This is a genomic window from Flavitalea antarctica, from assembly GCF_054461535.1.
The window spans coordinates 14,116-37,681 of sequence record NZ_JBTLQG010000018.1; the positions used below are offsets into that span (position 1 = coordinate 14,116).

Genomic DNA, 23,566 nt, shown 5'->3' on the forward strand with positions numbered 1-23,566 from the left:
GAGGCGCGCCACTTTCAGTTTATCATATCAATTTGTGTGAGGCTTATGCGGTTTAAAAATAGCAATCATATTCTTTGTGTTCCCGTTATATTTTTTGTAATCCTACAGTTTCAGATTTCGCCCGCTTTGTTCGGACAACCTTTGAATAAAAAAACCGGCTTTACCCGCCAGGATACGCTCCGGGGTTCTATCGGTCCGGAGCGGGCCTGGTGGAATGTTCTCCGGTACGATATTGAAGTAAAACCAAATTATCTTAAAAAGGAAATCAGCGGCTACTCACAGATCAGCGCCGCAGTGATTAAACCAGGCAAAACCCTGCAGCTTGACCTGCAGGTACCAATGGAGATAGACAGTATTGTTCAGATGGACGAATTGAACGCGCCAGTGGCGAGACTTAAATATGTGCGTGACGGCAACGCCTGGCATGTTGATTTTGAAAATGAGCTCACGTCGAAGTCTTTTGTGATACGGGTTTATTTCCATGGCAAACCTAAAGAAGCAAAAATGCCACCGTGGGACGGGGGCTGGATCTGGAAAAAAGATAAAGCGGGTGCTCCATGGATGAGTGTTGCCTGCCAGGGCCTTGGTGCAAGTGTTTGGTATCCGTGTAAAGATCATCAGAGTGACGAGCCGGATAAAGGTGCCACCCTCACCATGATTGTTCCCGACACATTAGTCGCGGTCGGAAACGGGAGGTTAAAATCTCAATCAAAAAAAGGCCGGTTGTCAACCTACACCTGGGAGGTTGTCAACCCTATCAATAATTATAACATTATTCCTTACATCGGGAAGTATGTGCAATTCGGTGAGACTTACAAAGGCGAAAAAGGTAAGCTCGATTGTAATTACTGGGTGCTCGCAGAAAATCTCGAAAAAGCACAAGCCCAGTTTACCCAGGTCCCGAAGATGTTGAAGAGTTTTGAATACTGGTTCGGTCCTTATCCATTTTATGAGGACGGATTTAAACTTGTTGAATCACCGCATCTCGGAATGGAACATCAGTCTGCCGTTGCTTATGGCAACCAGTACCTGAACGGTTATCTCGGAAAAGATCTTTCGGGCACGGGTCATGGCCTCAAATGGGATTTCATCATCATCCATGAGAGCGGTCATGAATGGTTCGCCAACAACATTACTTCCAATGACATTGCAGACATGTGGATCCACGAAGGCTTTACCGCATACTCGGAAACGTTGTACACAACCAGTGAATTTGGTGTACAGGCGGGTAATGAATATGTAGCCGGTACCCGTAAAAATATGGATAATGATATCCCTGTTATCGGCAAGTACGGCGTTCAGCAGGAAGGGTCCGGGGATATGTATTACAAAGGCGCAAACATGCTACATACCATCCGCCAGATCATTGACAACGATGAACGTTTCAGGTTGATCCTACGCGGGCTGAACACCGAGTTTTATCATAAGACAGTGGACACAAAAGACATCGAATCATATATCAACAAACAATCAGGTAAAAATTTTACAAAAGTATTTGATCAATACCTGAGAACAATAGATATACCGGAACTGGAATATACCATAGACAAGCAGATGATTACCTATCGCTGGACCAAATGCATCAAAGGCTTTAATATGCCGGTGAAGATTGTTGGCCAGGGCAAAACGCAATGGATCACTCCCTCACCTGACTGGCAGACAGGAAAGCTGGGACCCGAGTTTGTAAACGGGATCACCACTGATCCCAATATGTATGTCACATCAAAAAAAGTAGATGTAAAAAGCGTCTATTAAAAGAAGTATAACACATCCCAATACATGAGTGATATCCGGAGGCAAAGCATTATTTCGTCATTTGTCGTTTACTTCGGTTTTGCCCTTGGTTTCCTGAATACTTATTTGTTCGCAAGAGAAGGCGGTTTCACACCGGAGCAATATGGTCTCACCGGCCTTTTTATTGCCATTGCAAACATCATGTTTTCAGTTGCGAGCCTTGGCATGCAGGCATTTATTCACAAGTTTTATCCCTATTACAACGAGAATACGGAACCCGACAAAAATGACATGATGACCTGGGCCCTGTTTACCAGCTTCATGGGCTTTGTGTTTGTAATGATCAACGGTATTATTTTCAAAGATTTTGTGATAGACCGCTATATCCGCACTTCACCCGAGATTGTGAGTTATTATTATTACCTGTTTCCATTTGGATTTGGTTTAACAATGTATTCCGTACTGGAAGCTTTTGCCTGGCAACTGAAAAAAACTGTTCTTACCAATTTTCTAAGGGAGATAGGATTTCGGTTGTTGTTAACTGTTCTGATCATTCTGTCCTTTACAAACATTATTTCATCGTTTGACCTATTCATCAAACTATATGCATTTACTTACCTGGCAATTGCATTAACATTACTGATTTACCTGCTCGTCAACAAACGAATACATTTTGTTTTTCGTCCCAGCAGGGTTACACTGAAGTTTCGGAAAAAGATCGTTACGCTTATTGGTTTTATCTGGGGTGGCGGTCTCATTTTTAATATCTCTAATGTATTCGATACCCTTGTGATTGCGCATGTGATGCCAAACGGACTTGCTTTTGCAGCTGTATATACATTGGCACAAAATATTGCAAGCCTTATACAGGCGCCACAGCGCGGAGTGATTTCTGCTTCTATCGCACCATTATCAAAAGCCTGGAAAGACAAAGATTTTGACAAGATCAAGAGGATATATCACAGTTCATCTATCAACCAGTTGATCTTCGCTACGGGAATGTTCATCCTGATCTGGATTAATTTTACTGATGGCATCTACACATTCGGGTTGAAAAAACAATATCTCGATGCAAAGGATGTTTTTCTTTTTATCGGGCTTATGCGCATCCTGGATATGGGCACAGGCGTTAATTCGCAGATCATCGGTACATCCACCTTGTGGAGATTTGAATTTTTTACGGGGATGATCCTGTTAACACTCACACTGCCCTTAAATTATTTCCTTACAAAGTCCCTGGGAGTGATAGGTCCTGCAATTTCTAATCTCATAGCATTGACCATATACAATGGCATCCGTTACACTTTCCTCTTGAGGAAATACAAAATGCAGCCTTTCAATGTGAAAACTTTCCTGACGTTAATATTGGGATTGGTTGTATATGCGATATGTCATTACCTGTTCCACGATAAGATCGGTTTCATCTGGATAGTGCTCCGGAGTACGGCATTTACTATCCTCTATATCGCGGGCGTGTTATTGATGAATTTGTCGCCTGATGTGTTACCGGTCTGGGCCACCATCAAAAAGAAGATTGGCATCGGAAATTGAGAAGCTACCTTACGCGACCCGAACCTGCGTATCTCCTCGCGTAATAGTCATCATTCAGGTCGTTGATCATGACACCGCCTGAAGTGGAAGCATGAACAAACTTGTTGTTCCTGAGATAGACCCCAACATGAGAAATTGTACTGCCGTTGGTCTTGAAAAAAACAAGATCACCTTCCCTAAGTTCCTTTTTGGAAATTCTTTTTGACTGATTGTACTGTTCTGCAGAGATCCGTGGCACATTCAGGTGGTAAATATTTGACATCAATGCCTGGGTGAAACCTGAACAATCCACACCCTCTTTTGAAAAGCCCCCATACCGGTATGGAGTTCCATACCATGATTCAATAAATGAAAATAAATTTTCGTCATCAATTTCCTCTACCGGTACGTCTAGTAATATCGCGTATTTGAACTGCAGTTGTCCGAAAGAAATACCGGAATTATCCCCGTTCCTACCGGGATCAGCAGAAGAAGCCTTTTTTGTATTTTTTTTAGGAGTGGCTTCCGGACCATCAGCAGAATAGTCTCCATTTCGTGGTTGCTTGATACGAACCGGGGACTGACCCGTATCGGCGGATCCCGCTGAATTTGTTTTTTTTGTGGATGAACATGCCGAAACGGCAACAATCCCAATTGCTAAGGCCAGATTTTTCAAATGCATTAATTTATTCCGAAACGTGCCGCGAAGTTAAACGATAAGCTTGTTAAAACGGATAAAAAACATCGTTATTGCCTGATCGTAACTGCCCCCATAGTGACAGTATAAAAGTGGAAAGCAACTGATTTCAATTAATGGGATAGACCCTGGAATGATCTAATTGACAAGCATTGCTTTTGACCCTGTAAATATATGTCGACTATGGCTTGACGATTTCAATAAATGTCATCTATGGCAAGAGATAAATGCTGATGATGAGCTTGTGTTAATGAATCGCCAGACCCTCGCCGGTTAATTCTTTGACCGGTGTCTTATCTTTCTTTAGTCGTTTGTGCACAAGACCGGCAACAATGCCACCAGCGAGATAAATAGCAATTGTGAGCACCTGCGTCCTTGTGGTAGCATTGCTGTACTTTTCATTTAATCCCATGGGTTCAGGCAATAATACAGCGCCGATCCCGGCTGCAAGGCCAAGACCTGCACCGGCAACAACAGGGTTTACCGGCAACGCGCTGATCATGGAATAATACATCGCGTTGCCGGCAACGTCACCAGCCATGGTAACATTGAACAGGCTGTCTTTCGACGGAACCTTGTGACCGGTTGAGCCGATGATCTTTTGAATGGCTTCCTCTCCCATCCTGTCCATTCTTGGTGCGTGCTTAACGGTTTTCCGTAATGCCTCGTGCAAAAGAGTCAATGCAACTGCACCACTGAAGCCACTGATAAGAGCAGCAGGTATTTTCATAAAACAAAATTTTAACATTAGAAGACTATTGTAACCGGTTCAAGCCGATAATCAGTTACATTTTTACAAAACCCGGGCCACGGAGGGCCACATCATTGCAGACCCGCGCCACGACGGGGCGCATCATCGCAAACCCAGGCCAGGACGTGCCGCATCATCGCAAACCCCTGCCACGACGTGCCTCATCATCGCTGCCATACGTTGTGGACAAAACAACCTTGCTTCATCCCTAGTATGAACTAAATTTGCGGGTACAAAATCTGTTATTGAACACATGCCAAAATTCTCTCATCTTCACGTACATACACAGTTCTCATTATTGGACGGAGCGGCTTCTATTCAGAGTCTATATAAGAAGTCAGTAAAAGAGGGCATGCCGGCACTTGCGATCACTGATCATGGAAATATGTTTGGCGCGTTTGAGTTTGTGGCAGAAGCCTACAAACATAAAAACGAAGATGGTTCCTTAAAAGTTAAACCAATTGTAGGCTGCGAATTTTATGTTGTAGCCGATCGTCACCGGAAAATATTTACCAAGGAACAAAAAGATCAGCGCTACCACCAGGTTTTACTTGCGAAAAATGCCGTTGGTTATCAAAACCTGATCAAGCTTACCTCCCTCGGTTATATTGAAGGAATGTACAGCAAATATCCACGCATCGACAAGGAACTGATTGAACAATATCATGAAGGACTGATAGCTACTACCTGCTGCATCGGCGCCCATGTACCCCAGGCAATTCTGAAAGAAGGTGAAGAAAAAGCTGAGAAAGAATTCAAATGGTGGCTGGACATATTCGGCGAAGACTTCTTCATCGAGTTGCAGCGGCACAACATGAAGGAACAGGAGCTGATCAATCAAACGCTGGTCAGATTTTCGGAGAAATACAACGTGCCAGTGATCGCAACAAACGACAGTCATTATACTGATCGTGATGATTACAATGCACATGACATCCTCCTATGTATAAATACCGGTGAAAAGAAAAGTACCCCCGGGTATGATGACTATGTGAACGACGATGTCAATACAAAGGACAGGCGGTTCAAGTTTCCGAATGATCAATTCTATTTCAAGGGAAAAGAGGAAATGGAAAAATTGTTCCATGATATTCCTCAGGCTATTGACAATACAAATATCATCGTTGACCGGGTGGAGATCCTTAATCTTAAAAAAGATATTCTCCTTCCCGCCTTCCCCGTTCCGAAGGAGTTTGCCATCCACAAGGATGCTAATCTGAATCAGTGGGAATTGTTAAAGCATCTTACTTACGAGGGCGCAAAAAATCGTTATACTGAGATCACGCCTGCTGTGGAAGAAAGACTGGAATTCGAATTACATACCATCAAAACGATGGGATTTGCCGGTTACTTTCTTATCGTCAGCGATTTCATTAAAGCCGGGCGGGAACTTGGGGTTTTTGTGGGACCGGGGCGAGGATCCGCAGCCGGAAGCGTGGTAGCTTATTGCATCGGGATCACCAATATTGATCCGATGAAATATAACCTGCTGTTTGAACGGTTCCTTAACCCGGACAGGAAGTCGATGCCTGATATAGATACGGATTTCGATGATGAAGGAAGGCAGAAAGTAATCGATTATGTGGTTCAGAAATATGGCAAAAACCAGGTAGCACAAATCGTTACCTATGGTACGATGGCCGCTAAAATGAGTATCAAGGATGTTTCCCGCGCACTCGATCTTTCATTACCCGAAGCTAACGCCCTGGCCAAACTCATCCCGGATCGACCCGGGATCGAGTTAAAAAGGGTCTTGCATGCTCCCCTGAACGCCAAAGAAGGCGAAAAATCACTGGAAGAAAAAGATGGGGTCGGCGCTGATGACATGGAAAATGTAAAGCGTCTCCGCGAAATTTATAAAACCACGGGTATCGAGAGCCAGGTTTTACATGAAGCTGAAAGACTTGAGGGCTCTGTCAGGAACACCGGTATCCATGCGGCGGGTATCATCATCGCTCCACGGGATCTTACGGAATTGATACCTGTTTGCATCGCCAAGGACTCTCCGTTGTGGGTCACCCAGATAGAGGGTAATATCATTGAAGATGCAGGGGTTATCAAGATGGACTTTCTTGGGTTGAAAACACTTTCGATCCTGAAGAACGCGCTTGAGCTGATCAGGCAAAATCACGGAATCAGTATCGAGATCGATGAAATCCCGCTTGATGACCAGAAAACTTTTGAACTTTATCAGAAGGGTGAAACAAACGGCACGTTCCAGTTTGAGAGTACCGGGATGCAAAAATATCTGCGGGATCTCAAGCCGGATAAGTTCGATGACCTGATTGCGATGAACGCTTTGTACCGCCCGGGGCCCCTGGCTTATATACCTGACTTCATCGATCGTAAACATGGTCGCCAGGCGATCACATATGATCTTCCTGAAATGGAAGACATCCTTAAAGAAACATATGGGATAACCGTTTACCAGGAACAGGTAATGCTGCTCTCCCAGATCATTGCCGGCTTCTCAAAGGGTGATGCGGATGTTTTGCGGAAAGCAATGGGTAAAAAGCAGAAATCGGTGCTCGATAAAATGAAGGCACAGTTCATTTCCGGCGCTTCCAAAAAGTACCCGGACACCGCAAAGCTTGAAAAGATCTGGACAGACTGGGAGGCCTTCGCCCAATATGCCTTTAATAAATCCCATTCAACCTGCTATGCATTTGTGGCTTACCAGACCGCATACCTGAAGGCACACTATCCTGCAGAGTATATGGCCGCAGTATTAAACAATGCGGGCAGTATTGAAAAGATTACATTTTTCATGGAAGAATGTAAACGTATGGGCCAGAAAGTCTACGGGCCGGATATCAACGAATCCAAGAAAGGTTTCGCCGTTAACGATAAAAGCGAGATCCGGTTTGGTCTGGGTGGCCTCAAAGGAGTTGGTGAGGCGGCCGTAGAAAGCATCATCGCGGAGAGAGAACTAAACGGGCCTTTCCCAACAGTTTTCGATCTTATCAAAAGGATCAATCAACGCACGGTCAATAAAAAGACATTGGAAAGTCTGGTTTATGCCGGGGCGTTTGACTGCTTTTCCGAAATGCATCGGGCCCAGTACTTTCACATACCGCAGGGCGACAATACGACGGGCATGGAAAAGATCATTCGATTCGGGAATGTTTTTCAAACCAATTCAGCAGGCGCTTCGAACACCTTGTTTGGTGACCTGGCAATGCCTGATGTGGTGCCTCCGAAGATACCTACCTGCGAGCCATGGCCCCTTGTGGAATTGCTGGATCATGAAAAGGACGTCACTGGAATGTTTATGAGCGGCCACCCGCTTGATAATTTCCGTTTTGAGATCAAACACTACGGGATCACCAGGCTCGGAGAGTTTAATGAGATAAAGGACGCGATAAATCTTTCTCCTAATGCCGGGCGCACATTCCGGCTTGCCGGGCTGGTGGTAGATGCCCAGCACAGGCTCACCAAAACGGGCCGGCAGTTTGGGTCATTAATGATCGAGGACTATACAGGGAAAACCGAGTTGATGTTATGGAGCGATGACTATACCCGGTATGCAGCCTACCTCGAAAAAGGGAAAAACCTGTTTATCAGCGGTTCCTTCAAACCACGTTTTAACAAAATAGAATTTGAGTTTAAGATTGATAAGATAATATTATTAGAAAGCATCAAACAAATGCTGACAAAACAGGTTATAGTTGACATCGAGGCGAGATTCGTAGATGAGGGGCTGATCAGGTTTCTGGAAAACAATCTCAAAACCCATCCCGGCCGGACGGGTTTGAAGTTCAACATCAGTGATCCGCGTTCGCAGTCAAAAATTTCGATGTTTAGTATGGAGTCGGGAATTGAGATGAATGACGAATTGGCGGCCTATTTGTATGACAAGCAAGAGCTCGAAGTACAGGTGTTAACTACCTAAATAAGAGATGGCTATGGAGCTTTTCACGATCATTGCACGACCAAATGTCAGGTATTTAAGAATACTACGAGTAATGAACATTTGTGGAAATGTCAAACAAGCGGTTATTCACGATTGGATGTAAATTTGCCTGATAGCAGCATACTCATAAGAGGAAAAGAATAATAATATAAAACATAAAACTATGGCATCAGAATTTAATGATTCAAATTTTCAGGATAAAGTGATTTCTTCAGAAAAACTTACAGTTGTAGACTTTTGGGCTGAATGGTGTGGACCTTGTCGTGCGATTGGCCCGGTTATCGAGGAACTTTCTAAGGAGTACGATGGAAAAATAAATATTGGCAAAGTCAATGTTGACCATAATCCGCAATTGTCTGTTAATTATGGCATTACCTCAATTCCTGCCATCCTTTTTATCAAAGGTGGAAAGGTGGTAGACAAACTGGTTGGAGCTCAGCCAAAGTCAAACTTCGTTAAGAAAATAGAGCAGCATATCTGATCAGGTTCAAACTTTATCAGCCCTTCACCTTAAGTGGAGGGCTTTTTTTGTCCTTATTTAAAACTGGCCACTCACGTATTTTTACGCATCGCCGGTTAGTATATTTTCGATATGTTTGCGGTTGATAAGATATTTCCTTTGTCCTCCACCAATACCGGGAAGTCATAGGCAATAGCATTAGCACTATCCGGGCAAGCCGGACCATTTAAAACTGAAAACTACTTCTTAACGACTCAGCATGTTATTTAACTCGAAAGAATTCCTTTTATTCTTTCTTCCGGTAGTGTTGTGCATTTACTGGCTGATGAACAAGGGCAGATTGAAAACCCAGAACCTGTTCCTGCTGGTTGCAAGCTACTTTTTCTATTCGTGGTGGGATTGGCGATTTGTTTTTTTGTTGTTGCTTTCAACCGTTATCGACTATTTCTTTGGTATAAAAATCCATGATTCGGTAAAAAGGAAAAGGCTCTTTTTGTGGTTAAGCGTCTTCAGTAATTTGGCGATCCTTGGCTTTTTTAAGTATTATAACTTTTTTGCAGACAGTTTTAGTGACCTGGTTGGAGTTTTTGGCATGACAGCGCATCCGTATGTACTGCAGATTGCCCTGCCCGTCGGTATCTCGTTTTATACGTTTCATGGAATGTCTTATGTATTTGACATTTATAACCGGAAGATTAAACCGACCACAGATTTCGTTGATTATGGATTGTTTGTGTGCTTTTTCCCTCTGCTGGTAGCCGGACCTATAGAAAGAGCCACCCATCTTCTGCCCCAAGTGAAAAAACCGAGGGTTTTTGATCCAAATCAGTCAATAGATGGGATAAAAATGATGCTCTGGGGCTTTTTTAAGAAAATAGTGATAGCTGATTCCATAGCGCCTGTCGTCAACAATATTTTCGACAATTACCAGCAGTATTCGGGTGCCACACTCATCTTTGGTGCAATCCTGTTTTCCATCCAGATTTACGGAGATTTCAGCGGCTATACCGATATCGCCCTGGGTACGGCAAAACTGTTCGGTTTTGAATTGCTTACCAACTTCCGGTTTCCATATTTCTCACGCAACATAGCCGAGTTTTGGAAGCGATGGCACATTTCGCTCTCATCCTGGTTCAGGGAATACCTGTATATTCCACTGGGGGGTTCCCGCCGGGGCAAGGCAATTGCAGTAAGAAACACCTTTATCATTTTTCTCGTTAGTGGTTTCTGGCATGGTGCGAACTGGACATTTATAATCTGGGGGCTTTTCCATGCCCTTTTGTTCCTGCCTCTGCTACTATTGAATCGGACTAAAAATCATGGCAGCGAAGACATCGGAGGTGACAACCTTTTTCCTGGTGGCAGGGAATTCGGACAAATGATACTTACTTTCTCACTGGTCACCATCGGGTGGATATTTTTCCGTGCGCCGGACATTTCAACTGCATTCTCCTTTATTGCGCGAATCATTTCCGATTTCAACCTGGTGATAGATAATACCGTTATTTATAGTTTTGATTTAGCCATGATTGCCGTACTATTTGTTTACGACTACATGCTGATGAAAAAACTGGCACTCCCGCGTTTCGCCATATTCGTGTTCCATGTTTTTTTAACGATTGCCATTTTTGGATCATTTATTGAGGACCGGTTTACTAATCAATTTATTTATTTCCAATTTTAATGAAGCGATTTGTAAAATACCTCTGCTGGGCTTTCGTAGTTATTGAACTGACAGGCTTAACCATGTCGGCATTAGATATAGAACCAACCGGGTTTAAACACTATTTTTCCAGTGAGTGGAATGATTCGGTACACGCTTACGCAGACCGTGACACGCTTGTTGGTGTCTGGCATAAACCATATGACAGCTGGTTGCAGCTGGGCGCCTGCTTCAGCGTACCTATGAAAGCGAACAGATTCGGTGCACGGGATAATGACTGGGATACTACAAAAAAAGGGCACCTATTCCTCGGATCTTCGTTTGTGGAGGGATATGGAGTGCCGGATGAAAAAAGATTCACGGATATATTTGAAGATCGTACCAATACGGAGGTTTTCAATTGTGGTATGAGTGGGACCTTTACGCCTGTGCAGTCGTTGATGGCCCTCAGGAAGTTCGCGCCAGTCCTGAATTTTGACACCTGTTTCGTTGTCATAATACTTCCGAATGATGAAAACACGATAACCCGGGCGGATAAGAACCGATATCGACCTTATCTCACTGATACCGGTATTGCTTACACGGAAAACAAAGATGGATTCCCTGAACAAAAAGACCTGGTAGACAAGTCAAAATTTCTATTGCTTCAATATTCCTATTCCAACCATTTGCTTGATCATTTTCAAAATCGGAATTTCCTGAAGTCAAAAATGCTGGCCAGGGAGGTTGACAGCGTCCCCAGGAAATATCCGAATGTAGAAAAGGTGATGACAATGTTCAGTACGGAGTTTCCGGATAAACAATTCTATTTCGTTATAGCCCCTTCGGTACAATATGAACCTGGTGATTTCAGTGGTATAACACGCGGCAATATTAATATCGTCGATCTTAGTGATGTGCTCAACAAGAAAACGGATTTTTTAAGTTGTAATCCTCACTGGAATGATCAGGGTCATAAGAAGGTTGCCAGCGCCCTCTATGAAGCGGTTTATCCAACGCAAAGAAATGCGTCAGCCTCCCGGTAACAGCGCAGTTATTTGATGCCACGATTGAAGATTATGGGTTCTTAGCTTTATATTGCCGCCCATTGGATCCTGTTTTTTTAGAAAAAATGAATTGAATGAATCTTCACGTGGATAACCTGCTCCGTGGCCTTCTCGGGATGTTCTTCCTGATAATGGTTTGTTTTGCCCTGAGCAATAACCGCCGGGCAATCAACTGGAAACTCGTGCTGATTGGAGTTGTTGCCCAGATTTGTTTTGCGCTCGGTGTACTGAAGGTGAACTTCGTAAAGATATTTTTCGGATGGGTATCTGCTAAATTCGTCGAACTCATCAACATCGGTCACAAAGGCATTGAGTTTATCTTTGGCAATCTGGCCGACCCCTCCGGCAACTGGGCATATATCTTCGCGGTCCAGGTTTTACCTAATATCATCTTTTTCTCGGCACTATCCGCCATGTTATATTATCTCGGTATTCTTCAAAAGATCGTTTTTGTGTTTGCCTGGATGCTAAAAAAAATTGGGATCTCCGGTCCCGAGAGCGTTTCCACCGCGGCCAACATTTTTCTTGGTCAGACGGAGGCTCCCCTGATGATCCGGCCCTTTCTTGACAAGATGACCAGGTCCGAAATCCTTTGTATTATGGTTGGAGGTATGGCCAATACAGCAGGTAGTGTTCTTGCTGCTTATGTCGGCTTTCTCGGTGGAAACGACCCCGATCAGCAAAAATATTTCGCATTACATATGTTGAGCCAATCCATCATGAGCGCACCTGCAGCAATCGTGGTGTCCAAAGTATTGTTTCCCCAGACGGAAAATGTGATTCGCGAGCTTCATGTACCGAGGGAAAAAATTGGCGACAACTTCCTGGATGCAATCTCGCTCGGAACCACTGATGGATTGAAGCTGGCAGTAAACGTTGGCGCCATGCTGATCGTTTTTACGGCCCTGATGTATCTCTGTAACTGGATACTTGGTTCAGTAGGATACTGGGTTGGAATCAATGATGATATAGCTCGTGCGACTAACGGTCGTTATGACTCATTGTCGCTGCAGATGTTACTTGGATACATCTTCTCCCCGGTTGCATGGCTGATAGGCGTTAATACACGGGAGATGGTCGCTGTTGGACAGCTTCTCGGCGAGAAAACAATCCTGAACGAATTTGTGGCCTACGTTTCGTTTGGCCAGATGAAAAATGCCGGCACCATCGCTGATCCGAAATCGATCCTGATTGCAACCTATGCCTTATGCGGCTTTGCAAACTTCGCTTCAATCGGCATCCAGATTGGTGGGATCAGCCAACTCGCGCCCTCGCAAAGAAAAAATCTCACCGAGCTGGGCGTGCGGGCATTGATCGGGGGTACCATCGCTTGCCTGATGTGTGGCTGTATTGCCGGGGCTTTATCCTGAGATCGCCCGGCCAACTGTTTCTCCTTAACTATAACAACATTCCCGGTTAAGGGTTGTTATTCTGTAATATCTTTACAATCGTTTTTGTGACTGAACCTCAATGTAATGACAGAGAATATACAGGCATTAATTGCCCGGGAACCGAATAAAGCACTTAGAGCAATAGCGGAAAAAATATCAGGGAAACAGCGGATCACTCCTGCCGAGGGATTAATATTATTTGAGAATGGGAGTCTTCCATTCCTGGGCGCCCTGGCTAACCTTGTACGTGAGCGACTTCATGGCAATACCACCTATTTCAACCGTAACTTCCATATTGAACCGACAAATGTTTGTGTGTTTTCATGCAAGTTTTGCTCGTATTCAAAGCTGTATGCCCACCGTGAGGACGGTTGGGAGCTCACGACAGCCCAAATGCTCGACATCGTTAAGAAATACGATGGCCAGCCTGTTACTGAAGTACATATCGTCGGAGGCGTACATCCAAAACTGACCATGGAGTTTTTTGCTGATTTGCTCAGGAAGATCAAGTCGCACCGCCCCGACTTACACATTAAAGGCTTTACACCGGTCGAACTGGACTACATGTTCAGGAAAGCGAAGGTCACTGTTGAAGAAGGAATGAAGTATCTACAGGAAGCCGGGCTTGATTCACTTCCGGGTGGAGGCGCCGAAATATTTCATCCTGAGATCCGGCAACAGATCGCAGATGATAAAGTGGATGCGGAGGGTTGGTTGCATATCCATCGTGCCGCACATGAACTAGGCATGCATTCAAATGCTACCATGCTATATGGACATATCGAAAAATACGAACATCGCATCGATCATATGGAAAGGCTGAGGGCATTACAGGATAAGACAGGTGGCTTCAATACTTTTATTCCCCTTAAGTTCCGAAACAAAGACAATGAAATGAGTAACGTGCCCGAAAGCAGCATTGTCGAGGACATGAAAATGTATTCGGTAGCCCGATTGTACATGGATAACTTTCCGCATCTTAAAGCGTACTGGCCGATGCTGGGGCGGCAGAATGCACAGCTTGCATTATCCTTTGGAGTGAATGATATCGATGGCACTATTGACGATTCCACTAAGATCTATTCAATGGCCGGCTCAGAAGAACAAACACCTTCCATGAGTACGGATCAGTTGGTGTCACTTATAAAACAAGTGAAAAGAAGGCCGGTAGAGAGAGATACGTTATACAAAGAATTAATGGAGTATTAATAATATAGTCTCATAAAGAATACTGCCTCATAAAGTGTGCTGATCGTAATATCGTCAAAACTCAACCATAGAACTAATATCAATTAACCCTGATATCACAAACCAGCTCGTATGGCACTTCCAAATATTTTTACCCGGGATGTAACAGAAAAGCTGATTGGCAGGATCAATCAGCTGAAGCCAACATCAACGCCCCAGTGGGGTAAAATGACGGTCTCCCAAATGTTGGCGCATTGCAATGTTGCCTATGAAATGGTTTACGATAACAAACACCCCAGGCCGAATAAGTTTGTAGTCTTCCTGCTCAGATCCTTTGTGAAAAAATTTATTACCAATGAGAAACCTTATAAGCGAAACATGAGGACCTCTGCTCAATTTCTCATCACTGATACAAAAGATTTTGAAGCAGAGCGTAACAGGCTTATAGATCATCTGAATAAAACCCAAAAGCTGGGGGAATCCTATTTTCACAACAAAGCTTCTCATTCATTCGGACCACTTACAAAAGTTGAATGGAACAACATGTTTTACAAACATCTCGACCACCATCTTTCCCAGTTTGGCGTGTAGACTAATATTCCTGCCACATACTATTCCGATTTCAGGCTTTTGACAGGGTTCGACAGTCCGGCCTTTATTGCCTGGAAACTGATAGTAAAAAAAGCAATGGCCATCACCAGGACGGCTCCTGAAGCAAACAATTTCCAATTGAGCGAAGTTCTATAAGGATAGTTTTGCAGCCATTGATTTGAAGCGATCCAGGCAAGCGGTATTGCCAACACCAGGGCGAGAATCACGAGCTTTAGAAAATCGGTTGACAAAATACTGACCACTTGTTGTACCGACGCGCCAAGCACCTTCCTGATACCAATCTCTTTAACGCGTTTTTCGGCAGATAACACAGACAGCCCAAACAACCCGATACATGAGATGAAAATCGTGAGAATGGCCGAAAAGAAAATGATCTGTTTCCACTTATCTTCTGCCTCATATTTTTTCCGGTTCTGTTCTTCCATAAATGTATAGCTGTATGGATTCAACGGATATAGTTTTTTAAACAACGTTTCAATCGATTTCAGACTTGCTGTCTCGGTGCCGGGTTGAATGCGCATTATCAGTTTACCATAACTGTCTCCCGATGTCATCCTGAACACCTGGGGTTTGATCTTTGTATTCAGCGCCTCATAGTGATGATCTTTGACTACGCCAATAACTTTCAGTTTTTGATTATTGTACCAGAAATTTATCTCCTGCCCTATCGGATCCTTCCAGCCGGCAGCTTGCACAAATGCCTGGTTTACCATTGCGGAATTGATGGAATCCGCCGTAAACTCAGTTGAAAAATTACGTCCTTTTACTACGGGAATTTTCATGATTGGCAGATACTTTTCGTCTATCGTTTCATATGCAAAATTAATCTCAGTTTCGCCGTTGATCTTTGCTATGGTGGTCCACATCCCGTTGTTTTTCGGTGCAACCTCAACGATGTTTTTGTTCTGCAATAGCTCCGCCCGGAAAGTGTTTACATCATTAAGTGACATACCGCGGTTCCCGACGATTACCAGGTTATTATCATCATAACCCAGGTCTGTATTGGTGAGATAATTCAATTGTGAATAAATCACCATTGTTCCTATGATCAGGAACGATGCAAGCGAAAACTGGACCACCACCAAAGATTTCTGCAGATAGTTTTTGCCTGACAGTGTGAAGCGGCTGTATAATGTTTGCACGGGTTGATATCCTGATAATATTATCGCGGGATAAAAACCGGCAATCAACGCGGTGGATATAAACAATACGATATAACCTCCAACCAGCCATCCGTCTGCAAGGTAAACCAGGGCAAGCTTCTTATTTGATAGTTCGTTAAACAAAGGCAGAACCAATTGTACCAGCGCAATAGCCAGGATGAACGCTGCAAATGACAGCACAAATGACTCCCCCAGGAATTGCATCATCAACTGTTTCCGGTCGCCACCAACCACTTTACGAATTCCAATTTCTTTTGCACGTTTAACCGACCGGGCAACAGTGAGATTGATAAAATTGATACAGGCGATAAGTAAAACAAAAATGGCAATACCACTTAGTATGTATGAAAACATAGGATTGCTGCTACCGACAAGCCCATTATCAGCCTGAAGGTCCGTGCTCAGGTGCATGCCGGTAAATGGTTGTAACATCTGGGTGATCTTGTCCTTGAATCCGTATTTCTCTTTGGCCACCCGCATGGCCTCCCCTGCATCCTGTTCAAATACCTGTTGCATTTTCAGGGCGACTTTACCAGGGTCAACACCCTTTCTTAGTACAACGAAAGTGTTCATGAAAGAGTTAAGCCAGTTCATACTTTCCGCTTCGACATCTTTGGGGACTATCATCGGTAATAGAACCTCGAACTTAACCGAAGAATTTTCCGGCTGTTTACGGGCCACCCCGGTTACGAGGTAGGGAGAGAAGTTGTCACCATCCTTCAGCAGTAATGTTTTGCCTACCGCATCGGTTGTACCAAATTGTTTGATGGACATCTCTTCTGAAATAACCACTGAATTAGGATCCTTCAGTGCTTCTTTACTGTTCCCTTTAATAAGAGGGAAAGTGAAAACCGAGAAAAACGAAGAGTCAGCATAAAAGACTTCCTGTGAGGTGACATCAGTACCGTTTTTGAGGTCGCGCCGGTCAGATTGAAAGCGAACGAAAGCAGCAATTTCAGGAATTGCAGCAGTGAAGCGGGGACCCTGGAAGTAGCCGGTATATGGGTTCTTTTCTGTGACACTATCGCCGGGAACACTCCTTGTGCTTACAACCCGGTAAATTGATGATACGTTGTTGTGAAACCTGTCATAGCTAACTTCATCCTTTATATAAAGCATGATAAGCATTGCGCAGGCAAGGCCGATACTAAGCCCTAAAATGTTTATCAGGGAATAAGCCTTGTTACGGCTTAAGTTCCGCAAAGCAGTTTTCAGATAATTTTTGAGCATGTTCCTGGTTTAAGTATGATCATGGTTTTGGAATAAGGACATCCCCCAAGCCCTGTGCCAGCTACGAAACCATTGGTAGATAAGGTTTCCGGATGATAATACTATCGATAACTGTCCGGAAACGGACATCGGGTGTTCGGTTTATACAAACAAAAAGGACCATGATGGCTGTGACTCAAGCAATCATGATCCTTATGATTAATTATGGTAAGCTTATTCTTTCAGGCTCTTTAAGTATTTTATACTTTGCGGCACCTGCCCAATGACATTGCTGCTTTCATCCTCTATAAAGTAGTGCCTGATGCCTATCTTTTTTGCTTCTCTCAAAATTCCTGGAATATCAAGTTCTCCTGTACCAAGGGGAACATCGTTTTCCTGTGAAGTACCACCTGTCAGATCTTTTTTCGTTCCTTTCTTAAGGTCCTTCAGATGCATAAGCTTCCAGCGCGGACCATACTTCTTTAACAGAGCAACCGGGTCTCCGCCTCCAAACTGTACCCAAAGAATATCCATTTCAAACGACACGTATTCCGGGTTTGTGTTCTTGATAAGATAGTCCATCAGCGTTCCATCTTCGTATGGTTGAAATTCGTAACCATGCGTATGATAACAAAAGGTGATTCCCTGCTCCTTCAGCACTTTTCCCGCACGGTTGAAGTCTTCAACTGCTTTTTTTGCATCTTCAAGGGTGAAAGTGTGATTTTTATGTGGTATCCATGCACACATTACATAGCTCGCCCCGAGCAGTTTAGCTGTCATTGCAACTGAATCAGGAGCACGCACCAATTGCTCATAACTGGCACCGGTGGAGGGGATTCTGATCCCACGTTCTTCACATAGTTTCCGGAATTCCTGTGGTGACATACGACCACCTCCTCCTTCTATCTCTGTAAACCCCATCATCTTGATAGTGTCCAGCGTTTTAGGAACACTGTTGGGAAAACTTTTACGGAAGGTATAAGCTTGTACACCTAAAGGCGCGGTGAACAGGGCCTTGCCACTTTGTGCCCAAACCACCTCTGTGGCACACCCTAAAAATGTCATAACAAAAACGAAACGAAAAAAATTCTTCATGATTCCACTTTTATAATAAATAATTAAACTTCTCTCTTAACCAGCTCTCAACACATTTAAAACTCATAACTTACTCATAACTCATCACCCATCACTCATCACTCTATTCAAATCGTTCGTTTTTTAAGTTCACTAACTGCATAGTCAACTGCTCTTGCAGTCAGCGCCATAAAAGTGAGTGTCGGATTCTGCGTTCCTGTGGATGTCATACATGCGCCGTCCGTTACGAATACATTTTTGCAATGATGGAGTTGATTGTGACCATTAAGTAATGAAGTAGCCGGATCCAAACCCATCCTTACCCCACCCATTTCATGTATGTCAGATCCCGGTGGCGATTTTGTGTCTTCCACTTTGATATTGATGAATCCGGCTTTCCGGAACATTTCCGTCATCTGGCTAACGTAGTCCGCCACCATCTTATCATCGTTTACATCCCACTCGCAGGAGACGATAAGTTGCGGTATACCATATTTATCCTTAAGATCTTTGTGAAGCCTCACATGATTTTTTTCAAGAGGTACGCATTCACCCATCATCCAGCTGCTTATCCTCCAGTTGCCCAGCCTTGGATTCAACAGGTTTTCCCGGAGCTGGTCACCAATCATACTGGTGTCCATTTCCGTTCCCCGGCCACCACCAATGCCGATAGCGTAGCCGCGCAAGAAGTCCATCTCCTGTGTCTTCAGATTCCTGAACCTGGGTATATAACTATTACTCGGATTGCGGCCATCTGTTTTTTTATCGTGGAATCCTTCATATTCGGCGCTGCCTTTTCCACGGTAGTTGTGCCAGGATATATATTTACCAAGGAGGCCATTGTCGTTGCCAAGACCATTCGGGAAACGTGACGAAATTGAATTTAGCAGGATAGCATTGGTATTTAATGCAGATGCATTCACAAAGATCACATTGCTGTAATATTCAATCATCTCTTTTGTGTTTGCATCAATTATCCTCACACCTTTTGCTTTCGCAGTTTTTTCGTCGTAGATAATTGAATGAACAACAGAGTGTGGCCTTAGTGTGAGCTTGCCCGTTTTTAATGCCCACGGCAAAGTAGATGCGTTGGAACTGAAATAACCCCCATATACACACCCGCGGTTGCACATGGCCTGATTCTGGCATTTTGTTCTGCCCTGTTGGGTATGTATTTGTTGCGGATCTGTGATATGGGCGCATCTTGCCTGTATCAGGTGCCGGTTCTGGAAATTCTTTGCGAGGGAATCTTTGAAGTAGCTTTCTATATGGCTCATCTCAAACCCGGGCATCACTTCGCTGTCGGGTAGTTCCGGTAGACCATCTTTGTTTCCCGCTATTCCTGCAAATTTTTCAACATAGGAGTACCATGGTTCCAGGTCCTTGTAACGTATGGGCCAGTCAACTGCGAAGCCATCCCTGGCTGGTCCTTCAAAATCGTAATCACTCCAGCGTTGGGTTTGTCTTGCCCACATCAGCGATTTCCCGCCCATGTGATAACCCCTTACCCAACGGAAGGGTTTCTCCTGGATATATGGTTGTTCATCATCCTTTAAGGCGAATGGCAGTGTTTCAGCTCTTAACATACGGGCTCCCTGGTAATCTTTTCTTGCTGAAAGTGGCACGGCGCCACGATGGTCAAGTTGCCAGGGTGCTTTTGAGGCGGTAGGATAATCCCTGCCATGTTTCACTTCCCTGCCCCGTTCGAGGACGAGGGTCTTAAATCCCTTGTCACAAAATTCTTTGGCTGCCCATCCCCCACTCGCTCCGGACCCGATCACAATGGCTTCGAAATTTCTTTCTTCAACAACGTTTAAAATACCAGGCATAATTCAGCTTTTACTTTTATTGGTCTTTTGCGTTCTTAAGTTCAGGCCTTTACATTTACGGATCCGTAATAATGACCAGGAGCTATTTTATAGCCATGGTAGTTCATCATTACTTTCTGAGAAGTGGTGAAGCCGCGAATGGTTTCTGATTTTATCAGCTTGAAAAATTCCTGGTCATCTTTATTTTCTGAAACAGATATTTTTTTCAATGCGGCAAGTCTTGGCTCGAAGGCGAGATCAGTAAATGATTTGCCTTGATTTGCCAGGCAGGATGATTCCAACTGATGTAAATGTTTCTTCACATTTGCCTTTACTTCCGGCTCATAACAGTCATCAATTAGTTTGATGAGATACTTGTCGACGCCAACCGATAAGGCACCGATTGCATTGCCGGCAGGAATCATAGTATCACACATCTTTGCAAGAATGTCCTGTTCTGCGGTAGTAAAATCAGTAACGAAAGTGGGATGGTCGGTCATCCCTATCTTTAGCATCCAGGATGGGAGGGTTATCATTGCGCCGGACGCCAACGCAAGATTTTTTACTGCAGATCTTCGATTCATAAAACAAGCTGTATTTATATGACTAGCCGGGAGATACCCGGCTTGAATATAGGCAAATTTTCTTATCATGGATCCTCCCGATCCGATTAAAATGAAGCAAAAAACAAAAACCGGTCTGATCACAAAACCGGTTCCTGTTCAAATGTCGTGGCTAAAATTATACGTCTTATTAACAGCAATATATGGCTACAGGTAAGTGATACCGGAGTTCACGATTATTCCGCCTTCAGACTGCGGGCAGGGCTCGCGACTGCCGCTTTGATAGATTGAAAGCTTATAGTGACTATAGTGATCAGGAGTATTGCAAGCACCGCCACTACAAATACACCCGGTCCCAGTTTTATTTTATATATAAATCCATTGAGCCATTTATTCATTACCCACCAACCAAGAGGGAAAGCGATCAACATAGAAATGACAACTAGTTTGAAGAAATCCCTGGAGAGAAGGAGTACAACAGCGCTTGTGGAAGCGCCAAGTACTTTCCTGATCCCGATCTCTTTTGTACGCACCTCGGCATTAAACGCTGCAAGGCCAAACAAGCCGAGACACATGATCAGGACCGCAAGCCCGGCGAAGTATTGTGCCAATACGGAAATCCTTTCTTCGGAGACATATTGCGCACGGTATTCGTCATCCAAAAAGGAGTACTCAAACGGGCTGCCGGCATTGTATTTTTTATATAGGGTTTCTATCCGGCCTAAAGTTTCTTTCTCTTTGCCCGGTTGAATTTTTGCAATCACCAGGGCAGTATTTGATGGGCTGTACCTGAATACCATCGGAACAATCGCTTCATGCAGCGACGAAATGTGGAAATCCTTCATAACCCCAACAATAGTCATATCATTACCCCACATCTTTATCGGAGTTCCAATTGGTTTTTTTAACCCCATCGCTTTGATTGCGGCCTCATTGAAGATAAGGCTGCTGCTATCGGAACCGAAAGCACTGGAAAAACTACGACCCTCTTTCATTTTGATACCCATCGTTTCTATCAGTCCATAATCAACCGCCCGCACCGCAATGTCCAACATTTGTTTTTCATCTTTCCCCGGCCAGCTGATGCCGTAAGTTGATGAGCCATTACCGGCCTGGGCAAATCTTTGTTCGAGAGTAGAAGCCCTGAGTACGCCTGGTGTTTGTTTCAGTTCGTTAAGGAAGACTTCGGTGTTCTTATTGATGCCACCTGATCTTTCAAATGAGATCATCGAAAACCGGTCGTAGCCCAGGTTTTTGGATTGAATAAATTTCATTTGCTGGTACACTACAATTACCGACACAATCAGCAATAGTGAAACGGTGAACTGGAATACCACCAGTCCTTTCCTGGCAAATAATTCAGAAACGGAATTTTTGGGCCTCCCCTTCAGCACGACAACAGGATTGAAGCCAGAAAGATAAAATGCGGGGTAACTGCCGGAAATGAATCCTGTCACAACAGTAACGGCCAGCAACATCAGCATTAGTTCACCATTGATGTTGATGCCGATCTCCTTGCCGGTAAGGTTATTGAATGAGGGCAACAGGATGGTTACGATTAAACAGGCTGCCACTACAGATATCAACACCATCAGCATCGCTTCGCAAATAAACTGTAACACGAGAGCACGGCGTGAAGAACCAACTGCTTTTTTTATCCCTACTTCTTTAAGGCGTCGTGAAGCTCTTGCCGTTGAAAGATTCATAAAGTTGATACACGCCACTACAAGAATGATGATACCTATAATAGAGAACAAACCGACATACTCTATCCTTCCTCCTGCCTGCTTACCGTTTTCATAATTACCATACAGGTATGCACTTGAATACGGTCTTACAAATAATGAATAGATGTTTTCAGGATGATAACGCTGCAGGAACTGTTTGATCTTTGCATTGAAACGGGTTACATCTGTTCCTTTCTTTAATTGCAGGTATGTCGAAGGACCCGTGTTCCACCATTTCTGACCATTGGTCCAGATCTCATTAATTAATATTTCGTGTGTCAGGAGCAGATCGAACTTCATCGAAGTATTTGACGGGAGGCTTGCAAGTACTCCTGATACAGCGGCCTGCCGGGTGTTGCCGAATAATTCGTAGTCAAGTCTTTTTCCAACGGCATTTTCGGGGGAGCCATAGAGACTTATAGCCAGTTCACGGGAAATGACAACGTTATTACGATCATTAAGCAATTGCGATTTATTCCCATGAAGAACAGGGAACGAAAACATTTCGAGGAAGTCCTTGTTTACAAATGAACCGTACGCCTTAAGTTTTTTATTTTCAAGTCCCACCTCCATTCTCATCCCTTCATCATAGAGTGACATCACTGAAGCTGCACGTTCAACTTCAGGAAGATCTTTCGCCATAGTCTCCGCAAGCAAACCCTGTGTTCCATCATGCACAACCATGGCACCGTCTTCCTTGCTCAGTTCCATCACCTGGAACAATTGTTTATCATTTTCATGGAACTTATCAAATTGCAGTTCGTCATTGACCCATAGATAAATGAAGAATGTGCAGACCAGTCCTGTTGATAATCCCAGGAAGTTGATCAGGAAGGAAGTTTTAAACTTCTTCATATTTCTGAGGGCAATAAGCAACTGGTGTCTAAACATAACGATTGGTTACAGGAAACGTTGGTAAATGGTAATCCCTGCTATTTATATTCAATAAAATGCCAAATCGACAATCGAATGTAAATCAAATTGTTACGCTTATCTCCAGGCGTAAGCTGTCCGGTTTTGATGAATACCTGTTCGCA

General features: G+C 43.9%; 16 protein-coding genes. 9 read left to right on the top strand and 7 right to left on the bottom strand.

Annotation, left to right across the window (positions count from 1 at the left end; translation table 11 throughout):
- Nucleotides 1-45 precede the first annotated feature (45 nt).
- The gene (locus ACX0G7_RS16160) at nucleotides 46-1,755 is read left to right on the top strand and encodes a M1 family metallopeptidase (protein ID WP_458924540.1); all 1,710 of its coding nucleotides are present in this window, start codon (nucleotides 46-48) and stop codon (nucleotides 1,753-1,755) included.
- A 24-nt stretch (nucleotides 1,756-1,779) separates the two neighbouring features.
- Nucleotides 1,780-3,285, top strand: coding sequence for a lipopolysaccharide biosynthesis protein (locus tag ACX0G7_RS16165; RefSeq protein ID WP_458924541.1), 1,506 nt, complete (start codon nucleotides 1,780-1,782; stop codon nucleotides 3,283-3,285).
- A 4-nt stretch (nucleotides 3,286-3,289) separates the two neighbouring features.
- Here the strand turns inward: ACX0G7_RS16165 and ACX0G7_RS16170 are convergent, their stop codons facing one another.
- Together ACX0G7_RS16170 and ACX0G7_RS16175 are read right to left on the bottom strand one after the other, a co-directional pair.
- A complete protein-coding gene (locus tag ACX0G7_RS16170; RefSeq protein ID WP_458924542.1) occupies nucleotides 3,290-3,940 on the bottom strand; it encodes a C40 family peptidase in 651 nt (216 codons plus the stop codon).
- Nucleotides 3,941-4,208: 268 nt separating this feature from the next.
- Entirely contained in the window at nucleotides 4,209-4,691 is a 483-nt protein-coding gene (locus ACX0G7_RS16175; RefSeq protein ID WP_458924543.1) for a hypothetical protein, read from the bottom strand.
- 274 nt (nucleotides 4,692-4,965) lie between these two features.
- On the opposite strand from ACX0G7_RS16175, the gene dnaE reads away from it, so the two are divergent.
- The 7 genes from dnaE (at nucleotide 4,966) to ACX0G7_RS16210 (ending at nucleotide 14,964) form a co-directional block, all read left to right on the top strand.
- Nucleotides 4,966-8,604 carry a DNA polymerase III subunit alpha gene (gene dnaE / locus ACX0G7_RS16180; protein WP_458924544.1) on the top strand — a complete coding sequence of 1,213 codons (3,639 nt, stop codon included), beginning with the start codon at nucleotides 4,966-4,968 and terminating at the stop codon, nucleotides 8,602-8,604.
- Nucleotides 8,605-8,788: 184 nt separating this feature from the next.
- Nucleotides 8,789-9,106 (top strand): thioredoxin, encoded by a 318-nt coding sequence (gene trxA, locus ACX0G7_RS16185; RefSeq protein WP_458924545.1) that lies wholly within the window; start codon nucleotides 8,789-8,791, stop codon nucleotides 9,104-9,106.
- 238 nt (nucleotides 9,107-9,344) lie between these two features.
- The gene (locus ACX0G7_RS16190; RefSeq protein ID WP_458924546.1) at nucleotides 9,345-10,769 is read left to right on the top strand and encodes an MBOAT family O-acyltransferase; all 1,425 of its coding nucleotides are present in this window, start codon (nucleotides 9,345-9,347) and stop codon (nucleotides 10,767-10,769) included.
- On the top strand, nucleotides 10,769-11,773 hold the full coding sequence (locus tag ACX0G7_RS16195) for a hypothetical protein (RefSeq protein ID WP_458924547.1): 1,005 nt from the start codon (nucleotides 10,769-10,771) through the stop codon (nucleotides 11,771-11,773). Before ACX0G7_RS16190 ends, ACX0G7_RS16195 begins: the two co-directional genes overlap by 1 nt.
- 95 nt (nucleotides 11,774-11,868) lie before the next feature.
- On the top strand, nucleotides 11,869-13,164 hold the full coding sequence (locus tag ACX0G7_RS16200; RefSeq protein WP_458924548.1) for a NupC/NupG family nucleoside CNT transporter: 1,296 nt from the start codon (nucleotides 11,869-11,871) through the stop codon (nucleotides 13,162-13,164).
- Nucleotides 13,165-13,269: 105 nt separating this feature from the next.
- On the top strand, nucleotides 13,270-14,394 hold the full coding sequence (gene mqnE, locus ACX0G7_RS16205) for an aminofutalosine synthase MqnE (RefSeq protein ID WP_458924549.1): 1,125 nt from the start codon (nucleotides 13,270-13,272) through the stop codon (nucleotides 14,392-14,394).
- 111 nt (nucleotides 14,395-14,505) lie between these two features.
- Entirely contained in the window at nucleotides 14,506-14,964 is a 459-nt protein-coding gene (locus tag ACX0G7_RS16210; protein ID WP_458924550.1) for a DUF1569 domain-containing protein, read from the top strand.
- 20 nt (nucleotides 14,965-14,984) lie between these two features.
- Here ACX0G7_RS16210 and ACX0G7_RS16215 read toward each other — a convergent pair whose 3' ends face one another.
- The 5 genes from ACX0G7_RS16215 to ACX0G7_RS16235 all read right to left on the bottom strand — a co-directional run bounded on the left by ACX0G7_RS16215 (nucleotide 14,985) and on the right by ACX0G7_RS16235 (nucleotide 23,420).
- Nucleotides 14,985-17,378: an ABC transporter permease gene (locus ACX0G7_RS16215; protein WP_458924551.1), complete on the bottom strand. Its 2,394-nt coding sequence runs from the start codon at nucleotides 17,376-17,378 to the stop codon at nucleotides 14,985-14,987.
- Nucleotides 17,379-17,591: 213 nt separating this feature from the next.
- A complete protein-coding gene (locus ACX0G7_RS16220) occupies nucleotides 17,592-18,452 on the bottom strand; it encodes a sugar phosphate isomerase/epimerase family protein (protein WP_458924552.1) in 861 nt (286 codons plus the stop codon).
- Nucleotides 18,453-18,559: 107 nt separating this feature from the next.
- Complete coding sequence (locus ACX0G7_RS16225) at nucleotides 18,560-20,260, bottom strand: GMC oxidoreductase (RefSeq protein ID WP_458924553.1); 1,701 nt, start codon at nucleotides 20,258-20,260, stop codon at nucleotides 18,560-18,562.
- 41 nt (nucleotides 20,261-20,301) lie between these two features.
- Nucleotides 20,302-20,823, bottom strand: coding sequence for a gluconate 2-dehydrogenase subunit 3 family protein (locus ACX0G7_RS16230; protein ID WP_458924554.1), 522 nt, complete (start codon nucleotides 20,821-20,823; stop codon nucleotides 20,302-20,304).
- A gap of 215 nt (nucleotides 20,824-21,038) precedes the next feature.
- Nucleotides 21,039-23,420, bottom strand: coding sequence for an ABC transporter permease (locus ACX0G7_RS16235; protein ID WP_458924555.1), 2,382 nt, complete (start codon nucleotides 23,418-23,420; stop codon nucleotides 21,039-21,041).
- Between the last annotated feature and the right edge of the window lie 146 nt (nucleotides 23,421-23,566).

What these genes read in the sequence shown, in the direction of transcription:
- ACX0G7_RS16160 (WP_458924540.1), top strand. Translation starts at nt 46, where the DNA reads ATGCGGTTTAAAAATAGCAATCATATTCTTTGTGTTCCCGTTATATTT.
- ACX0G7_RS16165 (WP_458924541.1), top strand. Translation starts at nt 1,780, where the DNA reads ATGAGTGATATCCGGAGGCAAAGCATTATTTCGTCATTTGTCGTTTAC.
- ACX0G7_RS16175 (WP_458924543.1), bottom strand. Translation starts at nt 4,691, where the DNA reads ATGAAAATACCTGCTGCTCTTATCAGTGGCTTCAGTGGTGCAGTTGCA.
- dnaE (WP_458924544.1), top strand. Translation starts at nt 4,966, where the DNA reads ATGCCAAAATTCTCTCATCTTCACGTACATACACAGTTCTCATTATTG.
- trxA (WP_458924545.1), top strand. Translation starts at nt 8,789, where the DNA reads ATGGCATCAGAATTTAATGATTCAAATTTTCAGGATAAAGTGATTTCT.
- ACX0G7_RS16190 (WP_458924546.1), top strand. Translation starts at nt 9,345, where the DNA reads ATGTTATTTAACTCGAAAGAATTCCTTTTATTCTTTCTTCCGGTAGTG.
- ACX0G7_RS16195 (WP_458924547.1), top strand. Translation starts at nt 10,769, where the DNA reads ATGAAGCGATTTGTAAAATACCTCTGCTGGGCTTTCGTAGTTATTGAA.
- ACX0G7_RS16200 (WP_458924548.1), top strand. Translation starts at nt 11,869, where the DNA reads ATGAATCTTCACGTGGATAACCTGCTCCGTGGCCTTCTCGGGATGTTC.
- mqnE (WP_458924549.1), top strand. Translation starts at nt 13,270, where the DNA reads ATGACAGAGAATATACAGGCATTAATTGCCCGGGAACCGAATAAAGCA.
- ACX0G7_RS16210 (WP_458924550.1), top strand. Translation starts at nt 14,506, where the DNA reads ATGGCACTTCCAAATATTTTTACCCGGGATGTAACAGAAAAGCTGATT.
- ACX0G7_RS16215 (WP_458924551.1), bottom strand. Translation starts at nt 17,378, where the DNA reads ATGCTCAAAAATTATCTGAAAACTGCTTTGCGGAACTTAAGCCGTAAC.
- ACX0G7_RS16220 (WP_458924552.1), bottom strand. Translation starts at nt 18,452, where the DNA reads ATGAAGAATTTTTTTCGTTTCGTTTTTGTTATGACATTTTTAGGGTGT.
- ACX0G7_RS16225 (WP_458924553.1), bottom strand. Translation starts at nt 20,260, where the DNA reads ATGCCTGGTATTTTAAACGTTGTTGAAGAAAGAAATTTCGAAGCCATT.
- ACX0G7_RS16230 (WP_458924554.1), bottom strand. Translation starts at nt 20,823, where the DNA reads ATGAATCGAAGATCTGCAGTAAAAAATCTTGCGTTGGCGTCCGGCGCA.
- ACX0G7_RS16235 (WP_458924555.1), bottom strand. Translation starts at nt 23,420, where the DNA reads ATGTTTAGACACCAGTTGCTTATTGCCCTCAGAAATATGAAGAAGTTT.